Below are 24747 nucleotides of genomic sequence, written 5' to 3'. Positions count from 1 at the left end.
CGGCCATCGAGGATGGGGAGAGCGCATGAGCAACGCGAGCGACACACAGCGCATCTGGCTGACGGGGGCCACCTCCGGCATCGGCCGCGCCCTGGCCGAGCGCCTGCTCGCGCAGGGCCACCGGGTGGCGCTGAGCGCCCGCAGCGCATCGGCCCTGGCCGAGCTCTGCGACGGCTTTGAGAATGCCCTGCCGCTGCCCCTGGACGTGGCGGACCGGGACGCCGTCGCGCGGGCCGGCGAGCGCCTGACCGAGGCGTTCGGTGGCCTGGACCTGGCGATCCTCAACGCCGGCACCTGCGAATACCTGGACGCTCGCGACTTCGAGGTCGCGCTCGTCGAGCGTGTCTTCGCCCCCAATTTCTTCGGCGCCGTCTACTGCATCGAGGCGGCGCTGCCGCTGCTGCGCCGGGCCCGCGAGGAGGGAGGCCATCCGCTGCTGGCCGCCACCTCCAGCGCCGCGGCCTATCTGCCGCTGCCCCGGGCCGAGGCCTATGGCGCCTCCAAGGCGGCGCTTAGCCACTTCATGGAGTCGCTGCGCCTGGACCTGGCCGGCGAAGGGATCGGAGTCAGCCTGATTCATCCCGGCTTCGTGAAGACGCCGCTCACCGACCGCAACGACTTCGACATGCCCATGCGCATCTCCACCGACGCCGCCGCCGAGGCGATCCTCGAAGGCCTCGCGCGACGCCGCCTGGACATCCACTTCCCGCGCCGCTTCACGCTGCTGGTCCGGCTGATGGGCATCCTGCCCCCGGGCCTGCGCCACCGTCTGGGCCTGCGCATGACCCGGCAGGATTCGCCCGTGGAGGCCCGCCGATGAACGCCCCGATCCGCCCCCCGCATGACGCCCCCCAGCGGGGTGCCGCCCGGCGGAATGCCGCCCAGCGAAATGCCGCCCAGCGAATCGCCGTGATCGGCAGCGGCATCGGCGGCATGGCGGCCGCCTGGTACCTGTCGAGCCGCCACGAGGTGACGCTCTTCGAGGCCGAGGAGCGCCTCGGCGGCCACACCGCGACCATCGACGTCTCGCTCGACGGCCGGAACTACGCCATCGACACCGGCTTCATCGTCTTCAACGACTGGACCTACCCGCACTTCCAGCGCCTGCTGGGGCGTCTCGGGGTCGCCGCCCAGCCCACCGAGATGAGCTTCTCGGTGCACGAGACGGCCCGCGACTTCGAGTACAACGGCCACACCCTGGCGAGCCTCTTCGCCCAGCGGGGCAACCTGCTGCGCCCCCGCTTCTACCGGCTGCTGCGCAACATCCTGCGCTTCAACCGCGAGGCGACCCGGGCGCTGGAGGAGGACCGGCTCGACCCGGCCATGACGCTGGGCGCCTGGCTCGACGCCGGCGGCTACGACGCCGACTTCCAGCAGCGCTACCTGCTGCCCATGGGCGCCGCCATCTGGTCGGCCAGCATCCGCGACCTGCGCGACTTCCCGCTGCTGTTCTTCGTGCGCTTCTTCCGCCACCACGGCCTGCTGTCGGTCAACGACCGGCCTCAGTGGTACACCCTGGTGGGCGGCTCGCGCGCCTACATCCCGGCCCTGACCGCGCCCTACGCCGAGCGCATCCGGCTCGCGACCCCGGTGCGCGGGCTTCGCCGCCACGCCGATCGGGTCGAGGTGCGAAGCGACGCCGGCGTGGAGGCCTTCGACCAGGTGGTGCTGGCCTGCCACGCCGACCAGGCGCTGGCGATGCTCGACGACCCGAGCGACGCCGAGCGCGAGATCCTCGGCGCCCTGCCCTACCGGGACAACGAGGTGGTGCTGCACACCGACACCCGCCTGCTGCCGCGTCGGCCGCGCGCCTGGGCGAGCTGGAACTACCGGCTCGACGGCCGCGGCGACGAGGCCCGCGTCTCGGTCACCTACGACATGAACATCCTGCAGCGCATCGAAGCGCCGCATACCTTCTGCGTGACCCTGAACGACAGCGCCGCCATCGACCCCGCCAGGGTGCTGGGCCGCTTCACCTACGCCCACCCGCAGTTCACCCTGGCCGGCCAGGCGGCCCAGGCGCACCACGCCGAGATCTCGGGCGCGTCGCGGCGCACTCATTACTGCGGCGCCTACTGGCGCAACGGCTTCCACGAGGATGGCGTCTGGAGCGCCTTGCGGGTTGCCCGGGACCTGGGCTGTGGCGAGCAGGGCCCGGGCACCGAACGCCCCGCCACCCGGTCGCCGGCGGCCGAAGAGGGCCTGGCATGAGGCGCACACCGCGCTCGCGGATCTACCGGGGCAGGCTGCGCCATCGCCGCTTCCTGCCCCGTCCCCACGCCTTCACCTACGACGTGTGGATGGCCTGGCTCGACCTGGACGAGCTGCCGGAGCTCTTCGACGGCGTGCCTGCCTTCAGCGCGCGGCGACCGGCCCTGGCGAGATTTCGCCGCCGGGATTATCTCGGCCCCCACGACCGCCCCCTCAAGCAGGCCGTGCGTGAGGAGCTCGAGCGCCAGCTCGGCAGCGCCCCTGACGGTCGCATCTGCGTGCTGACCCAGCTGCGTACCTTCGGGCTCGGCTTCAACCCGGTCTCGCTCTACTACGCCTTCGATGCCCGCGGCGAGTTGCGCGCCCTGCTCGGCGAGGTGAGCAACACCCCCTGGGGCGAGCGGACCCGCTACGCCTGCGCCGTGGAGCCCCGGCGCCATGGCCACACCGCCGAGTTCGACAAGGCGATGCACGTCTCGCCCTTCAACCCCATGGACATGACCTATCGCTGGCGCTTCGACACGCCCGGCGAGTCGCTGTCGATGCACATGGAGAACTGGAAGGAGGGCCAGCGCCACTTCGACGCCACCCTGACCCTCGAGGGTCGCCCGGCGACCCGAGGCGCACTGCTCGCCACCCTGGCGCGCCAGCCCTGGATGAGCCTGAAGACGCTGGCCGGCATTCACTTCGAGGCGCTGCGGCTGTGGCTCAAGCGCCTCCCGGTCCATGACCACCCCGGACAAGACCACCCTTCCCGTGAGGAGAGCTCGTCGTGAACACGCTTCGCTCCGCCACCGCCCGCCCCCTGGCCGCCGAGGGCGATCGCCTGACGCGTTGGCTCAAGCCGCGGGTGATGGCCCAGCTCGACCGCCTGGAGGGCGGCACCATCATCCTGACCGACGGCCATCAACGCCATCGCCTCGGCCAGGGCGGCGCGCTGCGCGTGACGCTGGTGGTGCGCCACCACCGCGCCTGGAAGCGCCTGGCCCTGGGCGGCACCGTGGGGGCCGCCGAGGCCTACATGGACGGCGACTGGGACGCCGACGACCCGGTGGCCCTGGTGCGGCTGTTCGCCGCCAACCTGGAACGGGTCAACGGCGAGATGGAGAACGGCACCGCGCGGCTCGGCCGCTGGCTGCTGGGCGGCCTCTATCGCCTGCAGCGCAACAGCCTGAGCGGCTCGAAGCGCAACATCGCCGCTCACTACGACATCGGCAACGCGCTCTTCTCGACCTTCCTCGACCGCGAGCACCGCATGTACTCGAGCGCGGTCTTCCCCCACGCCGAGGCGAGCCTCGAGGAGGCCTCGACCCACAAGCTCGACCTGATGCTCGACAAGCTCGACGTCCAGGCGCATCACCACCTGCTGGAGATCGGCACCGGCTGGGGCGGGCTCGCCATCCACGCGGCGAAGACCCGCGGCTGTCGCGTCACCACCACCACCATCTCCGCGGAGCAGCATGCCTTCACGGCAAGGCGCATCGAGGAGGAGGGGCTCGGCGATCGCATCACCCTGCTGCAGCAGGACTACCGCCAGCTCGAGGGGCGCTATGACCGGCTGATCTCGGTGGAGATGATCGAGGCGGTGGGGTACCAGTACCTCGGCACCTACCTGGCGACGCTGGACCGGCTGCTCACCGACGACGGCCAGGCGATGCTGCAGGCGATCACCATCCGCGACCAACGCTACGAGGAGGCCAAGCGCGAGATGGACTTCATCAAGCGCTACATCTTCCCGGGGGGCTTCCTGCCGTCGCATCGCGCCATCCTCGACGGCGTGGCCCGCCACACCTCGCTCAACCTGACCGACCTGGACGAGATCGGCCTGCACTACGCGCGCACCCTGCGCGAGTGGCGCCACCGCTTCGAGGCGAGCCTGGACACCGTGCGCAAGCTCGGCTACGACGAGCGCTTCATCCGCATGTGGCGCTACTACCTCTGCTACTGCGAGGGCGGCTTCATGGAGCGCAGCATCGGTACCTGCCAGCTGCTGCTGGCCAAGCCCGGCGCCCGGCCGGCGCCGCTCACCGGGGAGGCTTGAGTCGCGATGATCGCCCTCTCCGACGGCCCCATGAAGATGCTGGCCAACCTGGCCGCCTTCCAGGCCGGCTGGTTCGCCTGCGTGCTGGGCGGCTCGCTGTTCGGCGGGCTCGCGGTGGCGCTGATCGTCACCCTGCACCTCGCCTGGCTGGGTCGCCCCGGGGAGTGGCGCTGGCTTCTGGCCTTCGCCGTCCTGGGGCTCGCGGTCGACGGCAGCCTGGCGCTCGCCGGCGGCTTCGCGTTCCCCGACGACACGCTCGCCATCGCCGGCATGCCGCCGTGGCTGTGGCTGCTCTGGCCGCTGTTCGCGACCCTGATCCACCACTCGCTGGCCTGGCTCTGGTCGCTCCCCTGGCTCGCCGTGCTCGGCGGGGCCACCAGCGGTCCGCTCTCCTACTTCGCCGGTGCCCGGCTCGCCGGGGTCGAGCTGGCGCCCTGGCTGCTGCCCGTCGAGGCGCTGGCCTGGGCGCTGATCTGCCTGACGCTAAGCCGTCGCCTTGGCCAAGCGCCGGCCCTCGAGGGACGCGCCCGCTGAGGCCTGGGCCTGCCACTCGGCCTCCAGCCGCGCCGCCGGCTGGGGCCTGGCATAGAAGAAGCCCTGCACCTCGGCGCAGCCGTGGGCCAGCAGGAAGTCGCGCTGCGCCTCGGTCTCCACCCCCTCCGCCACCACCGCAAGCCCCAGCCCCTCGGCCATGGCCAGGACGGCACAAACGATGGCGGCATCGGCGCGATCATCGGGCAGCGCGCGGATGAAGGCGCGATCGAGCTTGAGCTTGTCCAGCGGCAGGTGCTTGAGGTAGCCCAGCGACGAGTAGCCGGTGCCGAAGTCATCGATGGCCACGCGATGTCCCTGGCCGCGCAGCCGCTCCAGCCGCGGGGCGATGTCGCCGGCCCGCTCGTCGAGCAGCACCGACTCGGTCAGCTCCAGCCCCAGCCGCTGCGCCGGCACCCGATGGCGGGCGAGGCCGGTGGCGAGCGCGGTCTCCAGATCCCCCTGGAAGAGCTGCATGGCCGAGATGTTGATCCACACCACCGCGTCCGGCAGCCCCTTGCGCTGCCAGTGGGCCAGCTGGGCCAGCGCCTGATCGATCACCCAGTCCCCCAGGGTCGACATCAGGCCGTGGCGCTCGGCCAGCGGGATGAAGTCGCCGGGCGAGATCATGCCGTCCCGGGGGTGGCGCCAGCGCAGCAGGGCCTCCAGCCCGACCAGGCGGTCGTCCCCCAGCCGATACTGCGGCTGATAGTGCAGTTCCAGCTGTCCGCCGACGGCCAGCGCGTTGCGCAGGTCGTTGAGCAGGCCGAGCTGCGGACTGTCCTGAACGTCGAGGGCAGGCCGGAAGCGCTGGCTGTGGTTGCGGCCGTTGCGCTTGGCGCTGAACAGCGCCGATTCCAGGCGCTGGAAGAGCTCCCCGGACTCGCGACCGTCCTCGGGACAGCGGCAGCTGCCGATCGTCAGCCCCAGCCGCAGGCTGTGCGTATCGATCTCGAAGGGCTGGCCGAGGTGCTCCTGCAGCCCCTTGATCCAGCGATCGTGGTCGTCGTGGGTCGTGGTGCGGATCACCATGAACTCGTCGCCGCCCAGTCGCCCGACCACGCCTCCGGCCACGTGCCGCGCCAGCCGCTCCCCGAAGCGCGCGAGCAACCGGTCCCCAAGCTCCACGCCGATGCCGTCGTTGATCTCCTTGAAGCCGTCGATGTCGATCAGCGCCATGTCGAGGCTCTCGCCGGCCCGCAGGTGACGCAGGCGCGAGGCCAGCAGGTCACCGAGCCGCCGACGGTTGGGCAGGCCGGTCAGCGGGTCCTCGAAGCCGATCCGCTGCAGATCGCGCTCACGGGCTTTGTGGACGGAGATATCGGTGAACAGGCAGACGTGGTGGCTGATGCGGCCCGCCTCGTCGGCGACGACCCGGGCCCGCAGCCACTCGGGGTACTCGTCGCCCTGCTTGCGCCGGCTCCAGATCTCGCCCTCCCAGCGCCCGGTGCTGTGCAGGACCTGCCAGTAGTGCTCGTAGAAGGCCTTGTCGTGGCGCGGGGCCGACAGGGAGCTGGCCACGCGGCCGCGGACCTCCTCGAGGGTGTAGCCGGTGATGCGGGTGAAGGCCGGGTTGACGGCCTGGATGCGGTTGGCGGCATCGGTGATGACCACCCCCTCGTCCGAGAGCGAGAGGGCCTCCTCCCCCAGGCGCGCGCGCTGATGCTCCAGGCGCACCTGGCGCCAGGCATCCAGCAGCCCGAGCGCCACCAGCACGGCCGCGGCCAGGCGCAGCGGAATGCCGGGCAGCCAGATGCTGGCCGAGAAGGCCGAGAGGGCCATCCAGGTCATCGGTCGATTGAGAGAGAAGGCTGGCCACATGGGCTGACGCTCACTTGATGAGTGGACGAACGCCCCGGCGGCGGGGCTCTGGAGTGGTTATCGGCCGCGCCGGCGGAAGCTTGACCCCTCCCCGACGGGCGACGCCCCCGGGCCGGCGGCGAACGGCCCGCACCGGACCCGGGCGCGCCCGCCACCACACGGTGCGTCCCGGGAGCGGCCGGGCATGGTGACGCCACGGGTCTCGAGGCGGCGGGGCAGCCCGCTCGGCGTGCATTCGTCGAGTGTGGACAGTAGACTAGGCACAGCCGCCCGGCGGCCTCAGGCCGCTTTCGGCAGACAATAATCCCGACACTCGGAACGATTCAGTGACCAAGCAACACTCCTTTGATCGCGAAGAACTGCTGGCCTGCTCACGCGGCGAGCTGTTCGGTCCGGGCAATGCGCAATTGCCGGCCCCCAACATGCTGATGCTCGATCGCATCATGCACATCCACGAGGAAGGTGGGGATCACGGCAAGGGCGAGTTGATCGCCGAGCTGGATATCCGCCCCGACCTGTGGTTCTTCGACTGCCACTTCCCGGGCGACCCGGTGATGCCCGGCTGCCTGGGCCTGGATGCCATGTGGCAGCTGGTCGGCTTCTACCTGGGCTGGCTCGGCCACCCCGGTCGCGGTCGCGCCCTGGGCTGCGGCGAGGTCAAGTTCTCCGGCCAGATCCTGCCCGAGGCGGAGAAGGTCACCTACCGCATCAACATCAAGCGCATCATCACCCGGCGCCTGATCCTGGGCATTGCCGACGGCACCGTGTGCGTCGACGGCCGCGACATCTATCAGGCCAACGACCTGCGCGTCGGCCTGTTCACCTCCACCGCGAACTTCTGATCAGGAGGCTCCCATGCGACGAGTGGTAGTCACCGGCCTGGGCATCGTGTCCTGCCTGGGCAACGATGCACAACAGGTGCTGGAGGCGCTCCGGAACGGGCGCTCGGGCATTCGCTTCAAGGAAGAGTACGCCGAACGCGGCTTCCGCAGTCAGGTGGCCGGCAGCGTCGACATCGACCTGGACGCCCTGATCGACCGCAAGCTGCGCCGCTTCATGGGCGATGCCGCGGCCTACGCCTACGTCTCCATGGCCCAGGCCATCGAGGATGCCGGCCTCACGCCGGAGCAGGTCTCCGACGAGCGCACCGGCCTGATCGCCGGCTCCGGCGGCGCGTCCAGCGCCAACCAGGTCGAGGCCGCCGACGTGATGCGCGAGAAGGGCCTGCGCCGCGTGGGTCCCTATCGGGTCACCCGCACCATGGGCAGCACCGTCTCGGCCTGCCTGGCGACGCCGTTCAAGATCAAGGGCGTCAACTACTCGATCTCCTCGGCCTGCGCCACCTCGGCCCACTGCATCGGCAGTGCCGTCGAGCAGATCCAGCTGGGCAAGCAGGACGTGGTGTTCGCCGGCGGCGGCGAGGAAGAGCACTGGACCCTGTCCTGCCTGTTCGATGCCATGGGCGCGCTCTCGACCCATTACAACGAGACGCCGGACAAGGCCTCACGCCCCTATGACCAGGCTCGCGACGGCTTCGTCATCGCCGGCGGCGGCGGCATGCTGGTGCTCGAGGACCTGGAGCACGCCCGTGCCCGTGGCGCCAAGATCTACGCCGAGGTGGTCGGCTACGGCGCCACCTCCGACGGCCACGACATGGTTGCCCCGTCCGGCGAGGGCGCGGCCCGCTGCATGCGCCAGGCCATGGCCACGGTCGACGGCGACATCGACTACGTCAACACCCACGGCACCTCCACCCCGGTGGGCGATGTCGCCGAGCTGAAGGCGATTCGTGAGGTGTTCGGCGATCGCACCCCGGCGATGAGCTCGACCAAGTCGCTGACCGGTCATTCGCTGGGCGCCACCGGCGTGCAGGAAGCGATCTACTCGCTGCTGATGATGGAGAACGACTTCATCACCGCCTCGGCCAACATCGAGCACCTCGACGAGCAGGCGGCCGGCTTCGACATCGTCACCGAGCGCCGCGATGGCGTGACGGTCGATCGCGTGCTGTCCAACAGCTTCGGCTTCGGCGGCACCAACGCCTGCCTGGTGCTGGAGAAGTTCAAGGACTGAGCTCAGCTGATCCAGCACGCCAGCCCGATCGACGCAAGAACGCAAGAAGGCGCCCCTTGGGGCGCCTTCTTGCGTTGCGGCTTGCGTTAGCCTCCAAGATGAGGGGCCGACCTCAGGCCGGGCGCTTCACCCGCTCGGCGGCCGCCTCGGGCCGCGGCACCTCGGAGATCTCGGCCAGCCGCGCCTCGATCCAGGCCTCGGCCTCCGCCATCACCTCTTCCGCCGTACGGCCGTGGGTCTCGATCGGCGGGCCGACTTCCAGCGTCAGGCGCCCCGGCTTCTTGACCCAGTGGCGCCCCGGCCAGCGCTCCCCGGCATTATGGGCCACCGGTACCACCGGCATGCCCGCGCGACAGGCGATCACCGCGCCGCTCTTGTTGTAGCGCACGCGCTGCCCAGGGGAGACCCGGGTGCCCTCGGGGAAGATCAGCACCGAGAGCCCCTCCTCGAGACGCGCCTTGCCCTGAGTGAGCACCTGCTTCATGGCCCGGGCCGGCTTCGAGCGGTCCAGGGCGATCGGATGCAGCAGGCGAAGCCCCCAGCCGAAGACCGGGATGTTCAGGAGTTCACGCTTGAGCACCGTGCAGACCGGCGGATGCAGCAGCTGCAGGTAGACCGTCTCCCACTCGGACTGATGATTGGAGAGAATCACGCAGGGGCCGTCCGGCAGGCGTTCATGGCCGTGGAACTCGTAGCGCACGCCGCAGACCAGCCGGAACCAGGCGATGATGAAGTGGTTGTAGAGGTTGAGCAGCCGGTAGCGGGAGGCCAGCGGCAGGAAGGGGGCCGGGGGCAGGAAGAGCACCCCGCAGACCAGCATGGCCAGGACATAGCCGACGTAGAAGATCAGGCTGCGGATCACGTTCATCGCGGCGCCGACTCCTCGGCCCTGACCAGGCACCAGGCATCCAGCATGCGACCGACCTCCAGCCGCCAGGGCTTCTGGTGGACGCCGAACACATCCAGCACCCGCCGGCAGTTCAGCACCCGACGCAGCGGCTGGTCGTGGTGGTGCTTGAGTGCCTTGGCACTGCCCAGGGCGACCCGCTCGCCGCGCCCCTCGAGGCGCGTGTCGAGCTGGGTACGCACCATCGAGACGAAGGTGTAGGCGCTCACCGGCTCGGAGCCGGCCAGGTGATAGCTGCCCCAGGCATCGGCGCCGCAGTGCTGCTGCTGGAGCATGCCGATCAGCGCCATGGCCACGGCATCCGCCGAGGTCGGACAGAAGATCACGTCGGACTCCGCGCGCACCTCGCCGCCCTCGATGAAGGTGTCGAGCAGCTCGCTCAACCAGGCGTGGCTGCCCTCCAGGGCGAACAGCGGCCCCAGGCGCACGATCAGATGGCGCGGCAGCTCGGCGCGGATCCGATCACCGGTGCGCACCAGCCGCCGCAGGCCGTCGTCCCGGGGCTCGGGAATCACGTGCTCGTCGATGGGGACGTCGAAGCCGTCCTCGTAGAGCTGGTCGGAGACGCACCACACCAGCGGGATCTCCGCCTCGCGACAGAGCTCCATGCAGGCCTCGACCGCCTCGGCGTGGGCCGTGACGGCCGCCGGCTCGGCGCTGAGCGGCCGGGACAGCGGCGGGATCACCAGCGCATCCGGGCGCAGCGTCTCGAGCCGCGCCGGCGTGGTCTGCAACGCCGGCTCGATGGTGAGCTCGGTGTCGCTGCGCCGGTTGGCCTCGCGGGCCATCGCCAGGCTCAGGCAGTGGCCGGCCTCCAGAATCAGCAGCTTCACGGCATCTCCTCGGCTAACGCCCGATCAGAACGGGATCTCGTCGTCGAAATCGTCGAAGCTGCCCGGATCCGGAGCGCCGTAGTTGCCGCCCTGCTGGCCACCCTGCTGAGGCGGGGCCGGCTGCGGGGCCGGACGCTGGGGCTGACCGCCACCGTACTGACCGCCCTGCTGAGGCGGCTGCTGGCCGCCGCCGAAGTTGCCGCCCTGCTGCGGAGGCTGGCCGCCGCCGTACTGGCCACCCTGCTGCGGGGGACGACCGCCGCCCTGCTGGCCGCCGCCGAAGCCGCCGCCCTGGCCGCCGTCACCGCGGCCGTCGAGCATCTGCATGTCGTTGGCGACGATCTCGGTGCTGTACTTGTCCTGGCCGTTCTGATCCTGCCACTTGCGGGTCTGCAGGCGGCCCTCGATGTAGACCTTGGAGCCCTTCTTGAGGTACTGCTGGGCGATCTCGGCGGTCTTGTTGAACAGCACGATCCGGTGCCACTCGGTGCGCTCCTGGCGCTGGCCGCTCTGGCGGTCCATCCAGGTGTCCGTGGTGGCCAGGTTGAGGTTGGCAACGGCGGTGCCGGAGGGCGTGAAACGCACTTCCGGATCCTGGCCGAGGTTGCCGATGAGGATGACCTTGTTGATGCCACGGGCCATGGGGAACTCCTTGCTGTCATGAAATGCGTTATACGGCGATCGAGTGGCACCCAGGGCGCCCTCTCCGGATCATACGCGGCTCAGCCGCCGCTGTGGGGATTGCCGGAGCCGGTGAGGCGCGCCAGGGCCTGCTCGTCGAGGCGCTGCCGGTCCACCTTAAGGTAGGCCAGGCGCTCCTCGGGAACGACCAGCACGTCTTCCACCCCGGCCACGTCGGCGAAGCGCGCCATCAGCGTCTCCAGGGCATCGTCCTGCTCGTGGTCATCGAGCGCCACCACCTCGCTGGAGAGGTGGCGAGGGGGCGTCATGCCGGCCATCGCCGCCAGCCAGGCGAGGCCCAGCAGGCCGCAGCCGATGAAGACCGCGGAGAGCCCCCACTGCTGGGCGAGCCAGCCGCCCAGCACCCCGCCGAGGAAGGCGCCCAGGAACTGGCTGGTGGAATAGACGCCCATGGCGGTGCCCTTGGCACCGGCCGGGGCGAGCTTGCTGAGCATCGAGGGCAGTGTGGCCTCGAGCAGGTTGAAGGCGATGAAGAACAGCAGCAGCCAGCCGAACAGCGCCCAGATCCCTTCGCCGAGGCCCGCCAGCCCGAACAGGCTCAGGGTGATGCCGGTGATCGCGGCGAGGCACATGCTCTTCATGCGGCGGCGCTTCTCGGCGACGATCACCAGCGGCACCATGGCCACGAAGGCCAGCAGCATAACGCCGAGATAGGTCAGGCCGTGCTGCTCGACGGCGATCCCCGCTTCCACCAGCCGGAAGGGCACGGCGACGAAGATCGCCATCAGCACCAGGTGCAGGGCGAAGATCGAGAGATCCATGCGCCACAGGTCGCTGCGCGCCAGGATGCCGCGCAGCTGCTCGCGGTCCATGCCCACGTCGCGGTGACGCACACGGCGCGGCGCTGGCGGCACCAGCTTCCACAGCACGCCGAGCCCCAGCAGCGCCAGGGCGGCGGTGAACCAGAAGACGCCGGCGAGGCCATGATCCGCGGCGAGCCAGGGCCCCAGCACCATGGCCACGGCGAAGGCCACGCCGATGGAGAGCCCGATGGTGGCCATGGCGGCGGTACGCACCTGCTCGCGGGTCTGGTCGGCGAGCAGCGCCATGATGGCCGCCGCCACGGCGCCGCTGCCCTGAAGGCAGCGCCCCAGGATCACCGCGCCGATGGAGTCGGCCTGGGCGGCCACCAGGCTGCCGAGCATGAACAGCACGAGGCCGAAGGCGATCACCGGCTTGCGCCCCAGGCGGTCGGAGAGCAGCCCGAAGGGGATCTGCAGCACCGCCTGGGTGAGGCCGTAGATGCCCAGCGCCAGGCCGACCAGCAGGGGCGTGGCGCCCGCCAGGTCGTCGGCGTACAGGGCGAGCACCGGCAGCACCATGAACAGCCCGAGCATGCGCGTGGCATAGAGCCCGGCCAGCCCGGTGATGGCACGACGCTCGGTGGCTAACAGCAGTCCTGAGACCTTTCGCATAGCGATTAGAACTTCCGTGGACGGGCCCTGGGGCCCGGAGGTGGACCGCATATTCTAGCGGCTCGCCACCCCCCAGGGAAAGCCGAGGGCGGCGGCGCTTTGCCGCCGGTGCGGCCCGCCCCGTATAATCGAGGTTTTGCCGCGTCCGGCGAGGTGGGAATGGACACAATTCTGGTCAGGGGTGCGCGCACCCACAACCTGAAGAACATCGACGTCGAACTGCCCCGTGACAAGCTGATCGTGGTCACCGGGCTCTCCGGATCGGGCAAGTCGTCGCTGGCCTTCGATACCCTCTATGCCGAGGGCCAGCGCCGCTACGTGGAGTCGCTCTCCACCTACGCGCGCCAGTTCCTGTCGATGATGGAGAAGCCCGACGTCGACCACATCGAGGGGCTGTCGCCGGCGATCTCCATCGAGCAGAAGTCCACCTCCCACAACCCGCGCTCCACCGTCGGCACCATCACCGAGATCTACGACTACCTGCGCCTGCTGTTCGCCCGCGCCGGCACCCCGCGCTGCCCCGAGCACGGCGAGGATCTCGAGGCGCAGACCGTGTCGCAGATGGTCGACCAGGTGCTGGCCCTGCCCGAGGGCAGCAAGCTGATGCTGCTGGCCCCGGTGGTGAAGGGACGCAAGGGCGAACACCTGCAGCTGCTGGCCGAGCTGCGCGCCCAGGGCTTCGTGCGCGCCATGATCGATGGCCAGGTGCTGGAGCTCGACGACATCGCCCCGCTGGACAAGAACAAGAAGCACGACATCAGCGTGGTGGTCGACCGCATCAAGGTCCGCGAGGGGCTGGCCCAGCGCCTGGCGGAATCCTTCGAGACGGCGCTCAACCTCGCCGACGGCACCGCCATGATCCACTTCATGGACGGCGAGGCGGAGGATCTCGCCTTCTCGGCGCGCTTCGCCTGCCCGGTGTGCGGCTACTCCATCGCCGAGCTCGAGCCGCGCATGTTCTCCTTCAACAACCCGGCCGGCGCCTGCTCCACCTGCGACGGCCTGGGCGTGCAGCAGTTCTTCGATCCCGACAAGCTGATCAGCCACCCCGAACTCTCCCTGGCCGAGGGCGTGATCAAGGGCTGGGACCGGCGCAGCGTCTACTACTTCAACCAGCTGCAGGCGGTCGCCGACCACTATCGCTTCACCCTGGAGACGCCCTGGCAGGACCTGGCCCGCCACGAACGTGAGGTCATCCTCCACGGCAGCGGCAGCGACGACATCGCCTTCCACTACGTCAACGACCGCGGCCGCAAGGTCACTCGCGAGCACCCCTTCGAGGGCGTGCTGCCCAACATGCAGCGCCGCTATCGCGAGACCGAGTCGAGCATGGTGCGCGAGGACCTGGCCCGGCACATCGCCGTGCAGCCCTGCCCGACCTGCCACGGCTCGCGACTGCGCCGGGAGTCGCGGCACGTCTACATCGACGACAACACCCTGCCGCAGCTCGTCCGGCTGCCCATCGGCGAGGCGCTGGCCTACTTCGGCGAGCTCAGCCTGCCGGGGCGGCGCGGCGAGATCGCCGTGAAGATCATCAACGAGATCCACGCGCGCCTGGAGTTCCTGGTCAACGTCGGGCTCGACTACCTGAACCTGGAGCGCAGCGCCGAGACGCTCTCCGGCGGCGAGGCCCAGCGCATCCGCCTGGCCAGCCAGATCGGCGCCGGCCTGGTCGGGGTGATGTACATCCTCGACGAACCCTCCATCGGCCTGCACCAGCGCGACAACGACCGCCTGCTGCAGACCCTGGAGCGGCTGCGCGACCTGGGCAACACCGTGATCGTGGTCGAGCACGACGAGGATGCCATCCGCGCCGCCGACCACGTGCTCGACATCGGCCCCGGGGCCGGCGTCCACGGCGGGCAGATCGTCGCCCAGGGCACGCCCCAGGACATCATGGCGACCCCCGACTCCCTCACCGGCCAGTACCTGTGCGGTAGCCGGCGCATCGAGGTGCCGCCGTGGCGGATTCCCGGCAACCCCGAGAAGGTGGTGCGCCTCTCCGGCGCGCGGGGCAACAACCTCCAGGAGGTCACCCTGACGCTTCCGCTGGGGCTGTTCGTCTGCATCACCGGCGTCTCGGGTTCCGGCAAGTCGACGCTGATCAATGCCACCCTGATGCCGATCGCCGCCCGGGAACTCAACCGCGCCACCAGCCTGACCCCGGCCGCCCACGATCGCCTCGAGGGCCTCGAGCACCTCGACAAGGTGATCGACATCGACCAGAGCCCCATCGGGCGCACGCCGCGCTCCAACCCGGCCACCTACACCGGCATCTTCACGCCGATCCGCGAGCTGTTCGCCGGCACCCAGGAGGCGCGCGCCCGGGGCTACAAGCCGGGCCGCTTCTCCTTCAACGTCAAGGGCGGTCGCTGCGAGGCGTGCCAGGGCGAGGGGATGATCAAGGTGGAGATGCACTTCCTGCCGGACATCTACGTGCCCTGCGACGTCTGCAAGGGCAAGCGCTACAACCGCGAGACCCTGGAGATCGCCTACAAGGGAAAGAGCATCCACGAGGTGCTGGAGATGACCGTCGAGGAGGCGCTGGCGTTCTTCTCGCCGGTGCCGGCCATCGCCCGGCGCCTGCAGACCCTGCTCGACGTCGGGCTCTCCTATATCCGCCTGGGGCAGAGCGCCACCACCCTCTCCGGCGGCGAGGCCCAGCGGGTCAAGCTGGCCCGGGAGCTGGCCAAGCGCGATACCGGCAAGACGCTCTACATCCTCGACGAGCCGACCACCGGCCTGCACTTCGAGGACATCCGTCAGCTGCTCACGGTGCTGCACCGCCTGCGCGACCACGGCAACACCATCGTGGTGATCGAGCACAACCTGGACGTGATCAAGACCGCGGACTGGCTGATCGACCTCGGCCCCGAGGGCGGCTCCGGGGGCGGGCGCATCGTCGCCGAGGGCACGCCGGAGCAGGTGGCGCGCCACGAGGCGTCACACACCGGCCGCTTCCTGAAGCCGCTGCTCGAGCGCAGCAAGGCCGGCGACGACACCGTGCCGGCCTGATCCCACTCCGCTGCGGCTGCCCCTCCTCATGGGCGGGCAGCCGCGCCCTCGCCCCTCGCCAGAGGCCCCGCCTACGGCGCACCCGCCAGGATGTGCTAGCTTGAGGTCAGACGCGGTCATCGCCTGTCCTGCGCGCCTCTGGAGAACGCCCATGCCCCTCGTCGCCTTCCCCTCCCGCTTCGCTCCAGCCTCGCGCCTGCTCGCCAGTACGGCACTCTGCCTGGCCCTGCCGGCCACCCAGGTCGCCGCCGCCGAGACGACGGCCACACTCTTCCTCTGGGCCAACGACGTCGACCAGAAGCTGGAGGGCGGCACCCGCCTGGAGACCAGCAGCGAGACGCTGATCGAGAACCTGGAGTTCGGCCTGATGGGCGCACTGGTGCATCGCACCGGACCCTGGCTGTACGGCTTCGATGCGCTCTATGCCGACGTCGGCAAGGATGGCGACGTCGACGTGCCGGTACGGAACGCAGTGCCCGACGGCCCCGAGAGCATCGACACGGCGCTGGACTTCACCAGTAAGACGACCCTGGTCCACGCCTATGTCGGCCACGAGTGGTATCGTGGTCCCCGATGGGCCGTCTACGCCACCGGCGGCGTTCGCTACACGCGGTTCGAGACCGAGCTCACCGTGGAGACCGATACCGGCATCGCCCGGCGCTTCGAGACCGAGGAGAACCTCACCGACGCCACCCTCGGCGTGCGCGGACACTATGCCTACACGCCGCACTGGTCCTCGCCGTACATCCTGGACGTCGGCACCGGCAGCACCGAGGTTACCCTGCACGCCTTCACCGGCCTCTCGTACGACTGGGGGGCCAGCAGCGTGACAGCGGCCTATCGCTACATGAAGTGGAAGCTCGACGACGGCGACTACCTCGACCAGGTCATCTACGAGGGTCCGCTGCTGGCCTTCAGCTACCGCTTCTGACACCTGGCCCGCCCGCAGGCACAAAAAAACCGGCTCCCAGGGGGAGCCGGTTTGGTCTCGGGACGCGAGGGTCGCCGGTCGAGGATCACTCCTCGGCGGCTTCCTCGACGACCGGACGGTCGACCAGTTCGACGAAGGCCATGGGGGCGTTGTCGCCGGTGCGGAAACCGCACTTGAGGATACGGACGTAACCGCCCGGACGCTCGGCGTAACGCGGACCCAGCTCGTTGAAGAGCTTGCCGACCGCTTCCTTCGAGCGGGTGCGGCTGAAGGCCAGACGACGGTTAGCGACGCTGTCCTGCTTGGCCAGGGTGATCAGCGGCTCGATGACGCGACGCAGCTCCTTGGCCTTGGGCAGGGTTGTCTTGATCACTTCGTGCTCGACCAGCGAGACAGACATGTTCTTGAACATGGCCTGACGATGCGTGCTGGTACGATTCAGATGACGACCACTCTTACGATGACGCATGGTTGTGATTCCTTACCAAACTGGGACTCGAGTCGAGGCTCACGCGGAGGCCTTGTCGTCCTTCAGGCTAGCGGGCGGCCAGTTCTCCAGCCGCATGCCCAGAGAAAGCCCGCGGGCGGCCAACACGTCCTTGATCTCATTCAGGGACTTCTTGCCGAGATTGGGGGTCTTCAGCAGCTCCACTTCGGTGCGCTGGATCAGATCCCCGATGTAGTAGATGTTCTCGGCCTTCAGGCAGTTGGCGCTGCGAACGGTCAACTCGAGATCGTCTACGGGGCGCAGCAGGATCGGATCGATATGATCCTCTTCCTCCACCACTTCCTGTTCCTTGTCGGCTTCCAGGTCGACGAACGCGGCCAGCTGCTCTTGCAGGATGGTAGCGCTGCGACGGATCGCCTCTTCCGGATCCAGGGTGCCGTCGGTTTCCAGGTTGATGATCAGCTTGTCGAGGTCGGTGCGCTGTTCGACACGCGCGGCCTCGACCGAGTAGGAAACCCGGCGCACGGGGCTGAAGGTAGCATCCAGCTGCAGGCGACCGATGGCGCGGGACTCGTCGTCGGCCTCGCCACGGGCGTCCGCCGGCTCATAGCCGCGGCCGCGAGCGACCTTGAGCTGCATCTTCAGCTCGGATCCCTCATTGACGTGGGCGATGACATGCTCGGGGTTGACGATCTCGACGTCGTGGTCGAGCGCGATGTCCCCTGCCGTCACGACGGCCGGCCCCTGCTTGTTCAGCGAGAGCACTGCCTCGTCGCGGCTATGCATCCGGAGCGCCACGTCCTTGAGGTTCAGGAGGATTTCGATGACATCTTCCTGGACGCCCTCGATCGCGCTGTACTCATGCTCGACGCCGGCGATCTCGGCTTCCACCACGGCACAGCCGGGCATGGACGAGAGCAGGATGCGACGCAGGGCATTCCCCAGCGTGTGGCCGAAGCCACGCTCGAAGGGCTCGAGCACGATCTTGGCGTGGTGTGCGCTGATCTCTTCGACCTTGATGTCGCGAGGACGGAGAAACTCTGTCACTGAACGCTGCATATGAACACCTATCAGGCTGCCAAACGGATTGTCGGTACTCCAGGCCGCCCCCGCGGACGGGGGCGGCGCGACGCGGGCGCCGCTTACTTGGAGTACAGCTCGACGATCAGGTTTTCGTTGATGTCGGCAGACAGGTCACCGCGTTCAGGCAGGGCCTTGAAAGTGCCTTCCATCTTCTTGGCATCGGTCTCGACCCACACCACGTCGCCGCGATTGGCGGCGATGGCCAGGGAAGTCTGGATGCGCGCCTGGTTCTTCGCCTTCTCACGGACGGAGACCACGTCACCCGGCTTGACCTGGTAGGACGCCACGTTGACGGTCTTGCCGTTGACGGCGATCGCCTTGTGGCTGACCAGCTGACGCGCCTCGGAACGCGTGGAGCCGAAGCCCATGCGGTAGACGACGTTGTCCAGTCGGGATTCGAGAAGCTGCAGCAACAACTCGCCGGTCGCGCCCTTCAGGCGGGCCGCTTCCTTGTAGTAGTTGCGGAACTGCTTCTCGAGTACGCCGTACATGCGACGTACTTTCTGCTTCTCGCGAAGCTGCAAGCCGTAGTCGGAAAGACGCTGACGGCGCTGGCCGTGCACACCCGGGATCTGCTCGGATTTGCACTTCTTCTCGAAGGGAGTGACACCGCTCTTGAGGAAGAGGTCGGTCCCCTCACGACGAGACAGTTTGCACTTCGGTCCAATGTAACGAGCCATGAATCTGTCTCCTTAAACGCGGCGTTTCTTCGGCGGACGGCAGCCATTGTGCGGAATGGGCGTCGCGTCGGTGATGCTCTGCACGCGGAAGCCGGCGGCATTGAGTGCGCGCACGGCGGATTCACGGCCAGGACCGGGGCCCTTGACCAGCACGTCGACGTTTTTCACACCATACTCGGCTGCAGCGGTCGCTGCACGCTCGCTTGCCACTTGAGCAGCGAACGGGGTGCTCTTGCGAGAACCACGAAAACCCGAACCACCGGCAGTCGCCCAGGAAAGGGCGTTGCCCTGGCGGTCTGTGATCGTAATGATCGTGTTGTTAAAAGAGGCGTGGATATGCGCGACGGCATCCACTACCTGCTTTTTAACCTTTTTACGGTTGCTACGCGGGTTAGCCATGTTGATGTCTATTCCTGTCTTTACGCCAGAACGTGCGTGTTATTTGCGGATCGGCTTGCGCGGGCCCTTACGGGTACGCGCATTGGTCTTGGTACGCTGACCACGCAGCGGAAGACCACGACGATGACGCAGACCACGATAGCAACCCAGGTCCATGAGACGCTTGATATTCAGCGTCACATCACGACGAAGGTCACCTTCCACGGTGTACTTGCCGACTTCAGAGCGCAGGGTATCCAGATCTTCACTGGACAGCTCCTGGATCTTGGTGGTCGGCGCGATGCCGGTCGCGGCACAGATGTCCTGCGCGCGAGTACGGCCAATCCCGAAGATATAGGTCAGCGAGATCGCCGCATGCTTGTTGTCCGGGATATTGACGCCTGCAATACGGGCCATCAGCTTACTCCGAAATTTGAGCGGCTTGCTCGATTAATCATCTACAAAAGGCGCAACAGCATACCCCTTTCCTCGCTCGAGGACAAGGGGCATGCCGGCACCCGGTTCAGTGCAGCGTCGGACTTAGCCCTGACGCTGCTTGTGCCGCGGCTCGCTGCAGATGACGCGTACGGCGCCATTGCGACGAATGATCTTGCAGTTGCGGCACATTTTCTTCACGGAAGCTCGAACTTTCATCGTTCTCTCCAAATCGCCAGCGGCGCGCCTCAGCGCATGATGCCGCCGCTACCGTAGCCTTTCAGGTTGGACTTCTTCATCACCGACTCGTACTGGTGCGACATGAGGTGCGACTGCACCTGGGCCATGAAGTCCATGATGACCACCACCACGATCAGCAGCGAGGTACCGCCGAAGAAGAACGGCACGTTCCAGGCCACGATCAGGAACTGGGGCATCAGGGAAACCGCAGTGATGTAAAGCGCGCCGAACAGGGTCAAGCGGGTCATGACCTTGTCGATGTAGCGAGCGGTCTGCTCGCCGGGGCGGATGCCCGGCAGGAAGGCCCCTGACTTCTTGAGGTTGTCAGCGACATCCTTGGGGTTGAAGACCAGCGCTGTGTAAAAGAAGCAGAAGAATACCACCGCCGCGGCGAAAAGCAAGATGTAGAGCGGCTGCCCCGGGCCCAGGGCCTGGGAGGCGCTCTGCAGCCATTCCATGCCATCCCCGGCCCCGACCCACTGACCCAGCGACGCCGGGAACAGCAGGATGCTCGAGGCGAAGATCGCCGGAATCACGCCCGCCATGTTGACCTTGAGCGGCAGGTAGCTGCTCTGGCCGGCATACATCTTGTTGCCCACCTGGCGACGCGGATAGTTCACGGTGAGGCGGCGCTGGCCGCGCTCGATGAACACCACGAAGGCCACGGTGGCGATGCCCAGCACGGTCAGGGCCAGCAGCGGCAGGACGTTCCAGGCACCTTCGTTGCGGGCCAGCTCGAAGGCCTGCCCCACGGCACCCGGAAGGCCGGCGACGATGCCCGAGAAGATCAGCAGCGAGATGCCGTTGCCGATGCCCTTCTCGGTGATCTGCTCACCCAGCCACATCAGGAACACCGCCCCGGTGACGAAGGTCACGATGGCGGTGAAGTAGAAGCTGAAGTCGGCCGAGTAGGCGATCCCCTGGCTGGCGAGACCCACCGACATGCCGGTGGCCTGGACCAGAGCCAGCAGTACCGTGCCGTAGCGGGTGTACTGGCTGATCTTGCGACGGCCGGCCTCACCCTCCTTCTTCAGCTGCTCGAGCTGAGGCGAGACCGCAGTCATCAGCTGCATGATGATCGACGCCGAGATGTAGGGCATGATGCCCAGCGCCATGATACTCATGCGCTCCAGGGCACCGCCCGAGAACATGTTGAACATGCCCAGGATGGTGCCCTGCTGCTCCCTGAACAAGGCAGCAAGCTGGTCAGGATTGATACCGGGAACGGGGATGTGGGCACCGATACGGTAGACCACGATGGCGAGGAGCACGAAGCGCAGACGCGCCCAGAGTTCACCCAGACCGCTACCCATCGCCGGCATGTTTCCTGACTTAGCCATTTAGTCCTCTACCTTGCCGCCGGCGGCTTCGATCGCGGCACGGGCACCCTTGGTGACCTTGAGACCGCGGACCGTGACCGCCTTGTTCAGTTCGCCGGAAAGGATCACCTTGGCATGCTTGGTGGCATCCTTGAGCACGTTGGCTTCCTTGAGGGTGTCCAGGGTGACGTCATCACCCGCGACCCGGGCCAGCTCGGCCAGGCGGACTTCCTCGGAAACCAGCGACTTCGCGGAGGTGAAGCCGAACTTGGGCAGGCGCCGCTGCAGCGGCATCTGACCGCCCTCGAAACCGGGCTTCACGCTGCCGCCGCTGCGCGACTTCAGGCCCTTGTGGCCGCGGCCACCGGTCTTGCCCAGACCGGAGCCGATGCCACGACCGACGCGCTTCTCGGCGTGCTTGGAGCCCGGTGCCGGGCTCAGGCTATTGAGTTTCATGGATTACTCTCCCTCAACACGCACAAGGTAGTTGACCTTGTGGATCATGCCGCGGACGGCAGGGGTGTCTTCCAGCTCAACCGTGTGACCGATGCGACGCAGGCCGAGGCCCTTCATGGTGGCCTTGTGCTTGGCCAGTACGCCGATGGTGCTGCGGGTCTGGGTAACCTTGATCGTTGCTGACATGGTGCTTACCCCGTGATCGCTTCGACAGGCAGACCGCGCTTGGCGGCCACGTCTTCCGGCGACTGCAGGGAGGCCAGACCGTTGACGGTCGCCCGCACCACGTTCACCGGGTTGGTGGAGCCGTAGCACTTGGCCAGGACGTTATGCACGCCAGCCAGCTCGAGCACGGAGCGCATGGCACCGCCGGCGATGATCCCGGTACCGTCGGAGGCCGGCTGCATGTACACCTTGGAGGCGCCGTGACGGGCCTTGACCGGGTACTGCAGAGTGCCGCCGGTGAGGTTCACCTTGACCATGTTGCGACGCGCCTGGTCCATGGCCTTCTGGATCGCGACCGGCACTTCACGTGCCTTGCCGCGGCCGAAGCCCACACGACCGTTACCGTCACCCACGACGGTCAGGGCGGTGAAACCGAAGATTCGGCCACCCTTGACCACCTTGGCGACACGGTTGATCTGCACGAGCTTTTCCTGCAGATCGCCGTTTTGCTGTTCGTTCTTCGCCATCGTAAAACCCTTTAGAATTCCAGGCCGCCTTCACGAGCGGCGTCAGCCAAGGCCTTCACACGACCGTGGTACTTGAAGCCGGCACGATCGAAAGCCACCTGGGTGATGCCAGCCTGCTTGGCACGTTCGGCAATCAGCGCGCCCACCTTGGAGGCGGCGTCGGCGTTGCCGGTCGCACCCTCGCGCAGGGCCTTGTCCAGCGTGGAAGCGCTGGCGAGGACCTTGCCACCATCCGGCGAGATGATCTGCGCGTAGATGTGGCGGGGGGTACGATTGACGCACAGGCGATACACGCCCAGCTCGCGGATCTTGGCGCGAGCACGGCGGGCACGACGGAGACGAGATTCTTTCTTCGCGTTCATAACCCTGCCTTACTTCTTCTTGGCTTCTTTGCGACGCACCTGCTCGTCGGCGTACCGGACACCCTTGCCCTTGTAGGGCTCGGGCGGACGGAAGGCGCGGATTTCCGCAGCACACTGGCCGAGCGCCTGCTTGTCCGCGCTCTTCAGCACGATGACGGTGTTCTTCGGCGTTTCCGCCGTGACACCTTCAGGCAGGGTGTAGTCGACCGGGTGCGAGAAGCCCAGTGTAAGATTGAGCGTCTGGCCCTTGGCCTGGGCACGATAACCGACGCCGATGATTTCGAGGGTCTTGGTGAAGCCCTCGCTGACACCGGTGACCAGGTTCTGAACCAGGGCACGGGTGGTACCGACCATTGCCCAGCTCTTCGCGCTTTCGCTCGGCTGGAAGGTCAGCTGTCCCTCTTCCCGACCGATCACCACATCCTGGTGAACGGGCATGGACAGGGTGCCCTGGCTGCCCTTGACGGACAGCTGGTCACCGTCGAGCTTGATCTCGACGCCTGCGGGCAATTTGACCGGATATTTGGCTACGCGGGACATTCCAAACTCCTAGAATACGGTGCAGATGACTTCGCCACCGACACCCGCCTGACGAGCCGCGCGATCCGTCATCACACCGTTGGAGGTGGTGACGATGGCGACGCCCAGACCTTCGGCGACCTTCGGCAGCGCGTCCTTGCCCTTGTACTGGCGCAGGGACGGCTTGGAAACCCGCTGCAGGTGCTCGATGACCGGTTTACCCTCGAAGTACTTGAGGGTCACGGTCAGTTCGGGCTTGGCGGACTCGCTGACGGCGAAATCGCCGATGTAGCCCTCTTCTTTCAGCACGCGGGCCACCTCGACCTTCAGCTTGGAGGACGGCATGGAAACCGTCTCCTTGGTGGCCATCTGCGCATTGCGGATACGGGTAAACATATCCGCCAGAGTGTCTTGCATGCTCATTTACGTTGCGCTCCTGATGATTCTACGTGGCGTTACCAGCTGGACTTCTTGAGTCCGGGCACATCGCCACGCATGGCGGCTTCACGCAGCTTGTTGCGGCCGAGGCCGAACTTGTTGTAGTAGCCGTGCGGACGGCCGGTAATACGGCAGCGGTTGCGCTGACGCACCGGACTGGAGTCACGCGGCAGCTGCTGCAGCTTGAGCTGCGCGTCGAAGCGCTCTTCGTCAGAAGCGTTCACGTCCTGGATGAGCGCCTTGAGCTCGGCGCGCTTGGCGGCATACTTCTCCACCAGCTTGGTGCGCTTCGCCTCACGCTCTACCATGCTTTTCTTTGCCATGATCCCACCCTTATTTCTTGAACGGGAAGTTCAGCGCGCCGAGCAGCGCACGACCTTCTTCATCGGTTTTGGCGGTGGTGGTGATAGTGACATCCAGACCACGGATCCGATCGATCTTATCATACTCGATCTCCGGGAAGATGATCTGCTCACGCACCCCCATGGAGTAGTTGCCACGACCGTCGAAGGACTTCGGGTTGAGACCACGGAAGTCACGAACGCGGGGAATCGCGATGTTCACCAGGCGATCGAGGAAGTCCCACATGCGCTCGGAGCGCAGGGTCACCTTGATCCCGATCGGCCAGCCCTCACGGACCTTGAAGCCCGCGATCGACTTGCGTGCCTTGGTGACCAGCGGCTTCTGACCGGAGAGCTTCTCCAGGTCGCCGATGGCGTTGTCGATCAGCTTCTTGTCGCTGGTCGCCTCGCCGATCCCCATGTTCAGGGTCACCTTGGTGACCCGGGGTACCTGCATCACGTTGGCGTAGCTGAACTGCTCTTGGAGTTTAGCCACCACCTCGTTTTGATAACGTTCTTTCAAGTTCGCCATTTTGCTATCCGACTCGCGTTAGGCGTCGATCTGCGACTGCGTCGACTTGTAGATACGTACCTTGGTACCGTCTTCCTGAACCTGGATGCCGACGCGATCCGCCTTGCCGGTCTCCTGGTTGAAGATGGCCACGTTGGACGCGTGAATCGATGCCTCGCGCTCGACGATACCGCCCTGGTTGCCCGCCATCGGGTTGGGCTTGGTGTGACGCTTGATCATGTTCACACCGGACACCACGAAACGGTTTTCGAGAACCCGCTTCACGGTGCCACGCTTGCCCTTGTCCTTGCCGGCGATGACGATGACTTCATCGTCACGTTTGATCTTTTGCATATCCGCCTCGC

At 67.3% G+C, this 24747-nt stretch carries 30 protein-coding genes; 9 read left to right on the top strand and 21 right to left on the bottom strand.

Going from position 1 to position 24747, the window contains the following annotated elements; genetic code table 11:
* The first annotated feature begins 25 nt into the window (after positions 1–25).
* The 5 genes from ACGTNG_RS17445 to ACGTNG_RS17425 all read left to right on the top strand — a co-directional run bounded on the left by ACGTNG_RS17445 (position 26) and on the right by ACGTNG_RS17425 (position 4786).
* The gene (locus ACGTNG_RS17445) at positions 26–820 is read left to right on the top strand and encodes an SDR family NAD(P)-dependent oxidoreductase (RefSeq protein WP_394797763.1); all 795 of its coding nucleotides are present in this window, start codon (positions 26–28) and stop codon (positions 818–820) included.
* Positions 817–2211 carry an NAD(P)/FAD-dependent oxidoreductase gene (locus ACGTNG_RS17440; RefSeq protein ID WP_394797762.1) on the top strand — a complete coding sequence of 465 codons (1395 nt, stop codon included), beginning with the start codon at positions 817–819 and terminating at the stop codon, positions 2209–2211. Before ACGTNG_RS17445 ends, ACGTNG_RS17440 begins: the two co-directional genes overlap by 4 nt.
* Positions 2208–2987: a DUF1365 domain-containing protein gene (locus tag ACGTNG_RS17435; RefSeq protein ID WP_394797761.1), complete on the top strand. Its 780-nt coding sequence runs from the start codon at positions 2208–2210 to the stop codon at positions 2985–2987. Before ACGTNG_RS17440 ends, ACGTNG_RS17435 begins: the two co-directional genes overlap by 4 nt.
* A 77-nt stretch (positions 2988–3064) precedes the next feature.
* Positions 3065–4252 carry a class I SAM-dependent methyltransferase gene (locus ACGTNG_RS17430; protein WP_394797864.1) on the top strand — a complete coding sequence of 396 codons (1188 nt, stop codon included), beginning with the start codon at positions 3065–3067 and terminating at the stop codon, positions 4250–4252.
* Positions 4253–4258: 6 nt separating this feature from the next.
* On the top strand, positions 4259–4786 hold the full coding sequence (locus ACGTNG_RS17425) for a DUF2878 domain-containing protein (protein WP_394797760.1): 528 nt from the start codon (positions 4259–4261) through the stop codon (positions 4784–4786).
* Here ACGTNG_RS17425 and ACGTNG_RS17420 read toward each other — a convergent pair.
* A complete protein-coding gene (locus tag ACGTNG_RS17420; protein ID WP_394797759.1) occupies positions 4736–6604 on the bottom strand; it encodes a putative bifunctional diguanylate cyclase/phosphodiesterase in 1869 nt (622 codons plus the stop codon). The genes ACGTNG_RS17425 and ACGTNG_RS17420 overlap by 51 nt on opposite strands.
* Before the next feature lie 326 nt (positions 6605–6930).
* Between ACGTNG_RS17420 and fabA the strand changes: the two genes are divergently transcribed.
* Positions 6931–7446, top strand: coding sequence for a 3-hydroxyacyl-[acyl-carrier-protein] dehydratase FabA (gene fabA / locus ACGTNG_RS17415; protein ID WP_089848204.1), 516 nt, complete (start codon positions 6931–6933; stop codon positions 7444–7446).
* Between the two features lie 13 nt (positions 7447–7459).
* Positions 7460–8677 carry a beta-ketoacyl-ACP synthase I gene (gene fabB, locus ACGTNG_RS17410; protein WP_394797758.1) on the top strand — a complete coding sequence of 406 codons (1218 nt, stop codon included), beginning with the start codon at positions 7460–7462 and terminating at the stop codon, positions 8675–8677.
* Positions 8678–8789: 112 nt separating this feature from the next.
* Here the strand turns inward: fabB and ACGTNG_RS17405 are convergent, their stop codons facing one another.
* The 4 genes from ACGTNG_RS17405 to ACGTNG_RS17390 form a co-directional block, all read right to left on the bottom strand.
* Positions 8790–9545: a lysophospholipid acyltransferase family protein gene (locus tag ACGTNG_RS17405; RefSeq protein ID WP_394797757.1), complete on the bottom strand. Its 756-nt coding sequence runs from the start codon at positions 9543–9545 to the stop codon at positions 8790–8792.
* The gene (locus ACGTNG_RS17400) at positions 9542–10417 is read right to left on the bottom strand and encodes a sugar nucleotide-binding protein (RefSeq protein ID WP_394797756.1); all 876 of its coding nucleotides are present in this window, start codon (positions 10415–10417) and stop codon (positions 9542–9544) included. The genes ACGTNG_RS17405 and ACGTNG_RS17400 overlap by 4 nt, the downstream gene beginning before the upstream one ends.
* A gap of 24 nt (positions 10418–10441) precedes the next feature.
* Complete coding sequence (gene ssb, locus ACGTNG_RS17395; RefSeq protein WP_394797755.1) at positions 10442–11059, bottom strand: single-stranded DNA-binding protein; 618 nt, start codon at positions 11057–11059, stop codon at positions 10442–10444.
* 80 nt (positions 11060–11139) lie between these two features.
* A complete protein-coding gene (locus tag ACGTNG_RS17390) occupies positions 11140–12534 on the bottom strand; it encodes an MFS transporter (protein ID WP_394797754.1) in 1395 nt (464 codons plus the stop codon).
* A 159-nt stretch (positions 12535–12693) separates the two neighbouring features.
* On the opposite strand from ACGTNG_RS17390, the gene uvrA reads away from it, so the two are divergent.
* Positions 12694–15549: an excinuclease ABC subunit UvrA gene (gene uvrA / locus ACGTNG_RS17385; protein WP_394797753.1), complete on the top strand. Its 2856-nt coding sequence runs from the start codon at positions 12694–12696 to the stop codon at positions 15547–15549.
* A gap of 151 nt (positions 15550–15700) precedes the next feature.
* Entirely contained in the window at positions 15701–16480 is a 780-nt protein-coding gene (locus tag ACGTNG_RS17380) for a TonB-dependent receptor (protein WP_394797752.1), read from the top strand.
* A gap of 85 nt (positions 16481–16565) precedes the next feature.
* Here ACGTNG_RS17380 and rplQ read toward each other — a convergent pair whose 3' ends face one another.
* The 16 genes from rplQ to rplX all read right to left on the bottom strand — a co-directional run bounded on the left by rplQ (position 16566) and on the right by rplX (position 24736).
* Entirely contained in the window at positions 16566–16949 is a 384-nt protein-coding gene (rplQ, locus tag ACGTNG_RS17375) for a 50S ribosomal protein L17 (RefSeq protein ID WP_349759282.1), read from the bottom strand.
* A 39-nt stretch (positions 16950–16988) separates the two neighbouring features.
* Positions 16989–17987 carry a DNA-directed RNA polymerase subunit alpha gene (locus ACGTNG_RS17370; protein ID WP_138181610.1) on the bottom strand — a complete coding sequence of 333 codons (999 nt, stop codon included), beginning with the start codon at positions 17985–17987 and terminating at the stop codon, positions 16989–16991.
* 83 nt (positions 17988–18070) lie between these two features.
* Positions 18071–18691, bottom strand: coding sequence for a 30S ribosomal protein S4 (rpsD, locus tag ACGTNG_RS17365; protein WP_108447061.1), 621 nt, complete (start codon positions 18689–18691; stop codon positions 18071–18073).
* 12 nt (positions 18692–18703) lie between these two features.
* The gene (gene rpsK / locus ACGTNG_RS17360; RefSeq protein WP_013331014.1) at positions 18704–19090 is read right to left on the bottom strand and encodes a 30S ribosomal protein S11; all 387 of its coding nucleotides are present in this window, start codon (positions 19088–19090) and stop codon (positions 18704–18706) included.
* 39 nt (positions 19091–19129) lie between these two features.
* On the bottom strand, positions 19130–19486 hold the full coding sequence (rpsM, locus tag ACGTNG_RS17355; RefSeq protein WP_282734482.1) for a 30S ribosomal protein S13: 357 nt from the start codon (positions 19484–19486) through the stop codon (positions 19130–19132).
* 123 nt (positions 19487–19609) lie between these two features.
* A complete protein-coding gene (gene rpmJ / locus ACGTNG_RS17350; protein ID WP_008959154.1) occupies positions 19610–19723 on the bottom strand; it encodes a 50S ribosomal protein L36 in 114 nt (37 codons plus the stop codon).
* A gap of 29 nt (positions 19724–19752) precedes the next feature.
* Complete coding sequence (gene secY, locus ACGTNG_RS17345) at positions 19753–21084, bottom strand: preprotein translocase subunit SecY (RefSeq protein WP_071943836.1); 1332 nt, start codon at positions 21082–21084, stop codon at positions 19753–19755.
* Positions 21085–21519, bottom strand: coding sequence for a 50S ribosomal protein L15 (gene rplO / locus ACGTNG_RS17340; protein WP_138181607.1), 435 nt, complete (start codon positions 21517–21519; stop codon positions 21085–21087). It abuts the gene before it with no gap.
* A gap of 3 nt (positions 21520–21522) precedes the next feature.
* The gene (gene rpmD, locus ACGTNG_RS17335) at positions 21523–21705 is read right to left on the bottom strand and encodes a 50S ribosomal protein L30 (protein WP_013331010.1); all 183 of its coding nucleotides are present in this window, start codon (positions 21703–21705) and stop codon (positions 21523–21525) included.
* A 5-nt stretch (positions 21706–21710) separates the two neighbouring features.
* Positions 21711–22211: a 30S ribosomal protein S5 gene (gene rpsE / locus ACGTNG_RS17330; protein ID WP_089848236.1), complete on the bottom strand. Its 501-nt coding sequence runs from the start codon at positions 22209–22211 to the stop codon at positions 21711–21713.
* An 11-nt stretch (positions 22212–22222) separates the two neighbouring features.
* Positions 22223–22573: a 50S ribosomal protein L18 gene (gene rplR, locus ACGTNG_RS17325; protein ID WP_089848238.1), complete on the bottom strand. Its 351-nt coding sequence runs from the start codon at positions 22571–22573 to the stop codon at positions 22223–22225.
* Between the two features lie 9 nt (positions 22574–22582).
* Complete coding sequence (rplF, locus tag ACGTNG_RS17320) at positions 22583–23113, bottom strand: 50S ribosomal protein L6 (RefSeq protein WP_394797751.1); 531 nt, start codon at positions 23111–23113, stop codon at positions 22583–22585.
* 9 nt (positions 23114–23122) lie between these two features.
* Positions 23123–23515 carry a 30S ribosomal protein S8 gene (gene rpsH / locus ACGTNG_RS17315; protein WP_089848240.1) on the bottom strand — a complete coding sequence of 131 codons (393 nt, stop codon included), beginning with the start codon at positions 23513–23515 and terminating at the stop codon, positions 23123–23125.
* A 32-nt stretch (positions 23516–23547) separates the two neighbouring features.
* Positions 23548–23853, bottom strand: coding sequence for a 30S ribosomal protein S14 (gene rpsN / locus ACGTNG_RS17310; protein ID WP_394797750.1), 306 nt, complete (start codon positions 23851–23853; stop codon positions 23548–23550).
* 10 nt (positions 23854–23863) lie between these two features.
* Positions 23864–24403 carry a 50S ribosomal protein L5 gene (gene rplE, locus ACGTNG_RS17305; RefSeq protein ID WP_108447069.1) on the bottom strand — a complete coding sequence of 180 codons (540 nt, stop codon included), beginning with the start codon at positions 24401–24403 and terminating at the stop codon, positions 23864–23866.
* An 18-nt stretch (positions 24404–24421) separates the two neighbouring features.
* Positions 24422–24736: a 50S ribosomal protein L24 gene (gene rplX / locus ACGTNG_RS17300; RefSeq protein ID WP_394797749.1), complete on the bottom strand. Its 315-nt coding sequence runs from the start codon at positions 24734–24736 to the stop codon at positions 24422–24424.
* Between the last annotated feature and the right edge of the window lie 11 nt (positions 24737–24747).

The organism is Halomonas sp. B23F22_3 (assembly GCF_043496965.1).
GTDB lineage: Bacteria > Pseudomonadota > Gammaproteobacteria > Pseudomonadales > Halomonadaceae > Halomonas.
Note: the sequence above shows the minus strand (reverse complement) of the source record. Positions and strands in the feature narration are given on the sequence as shown.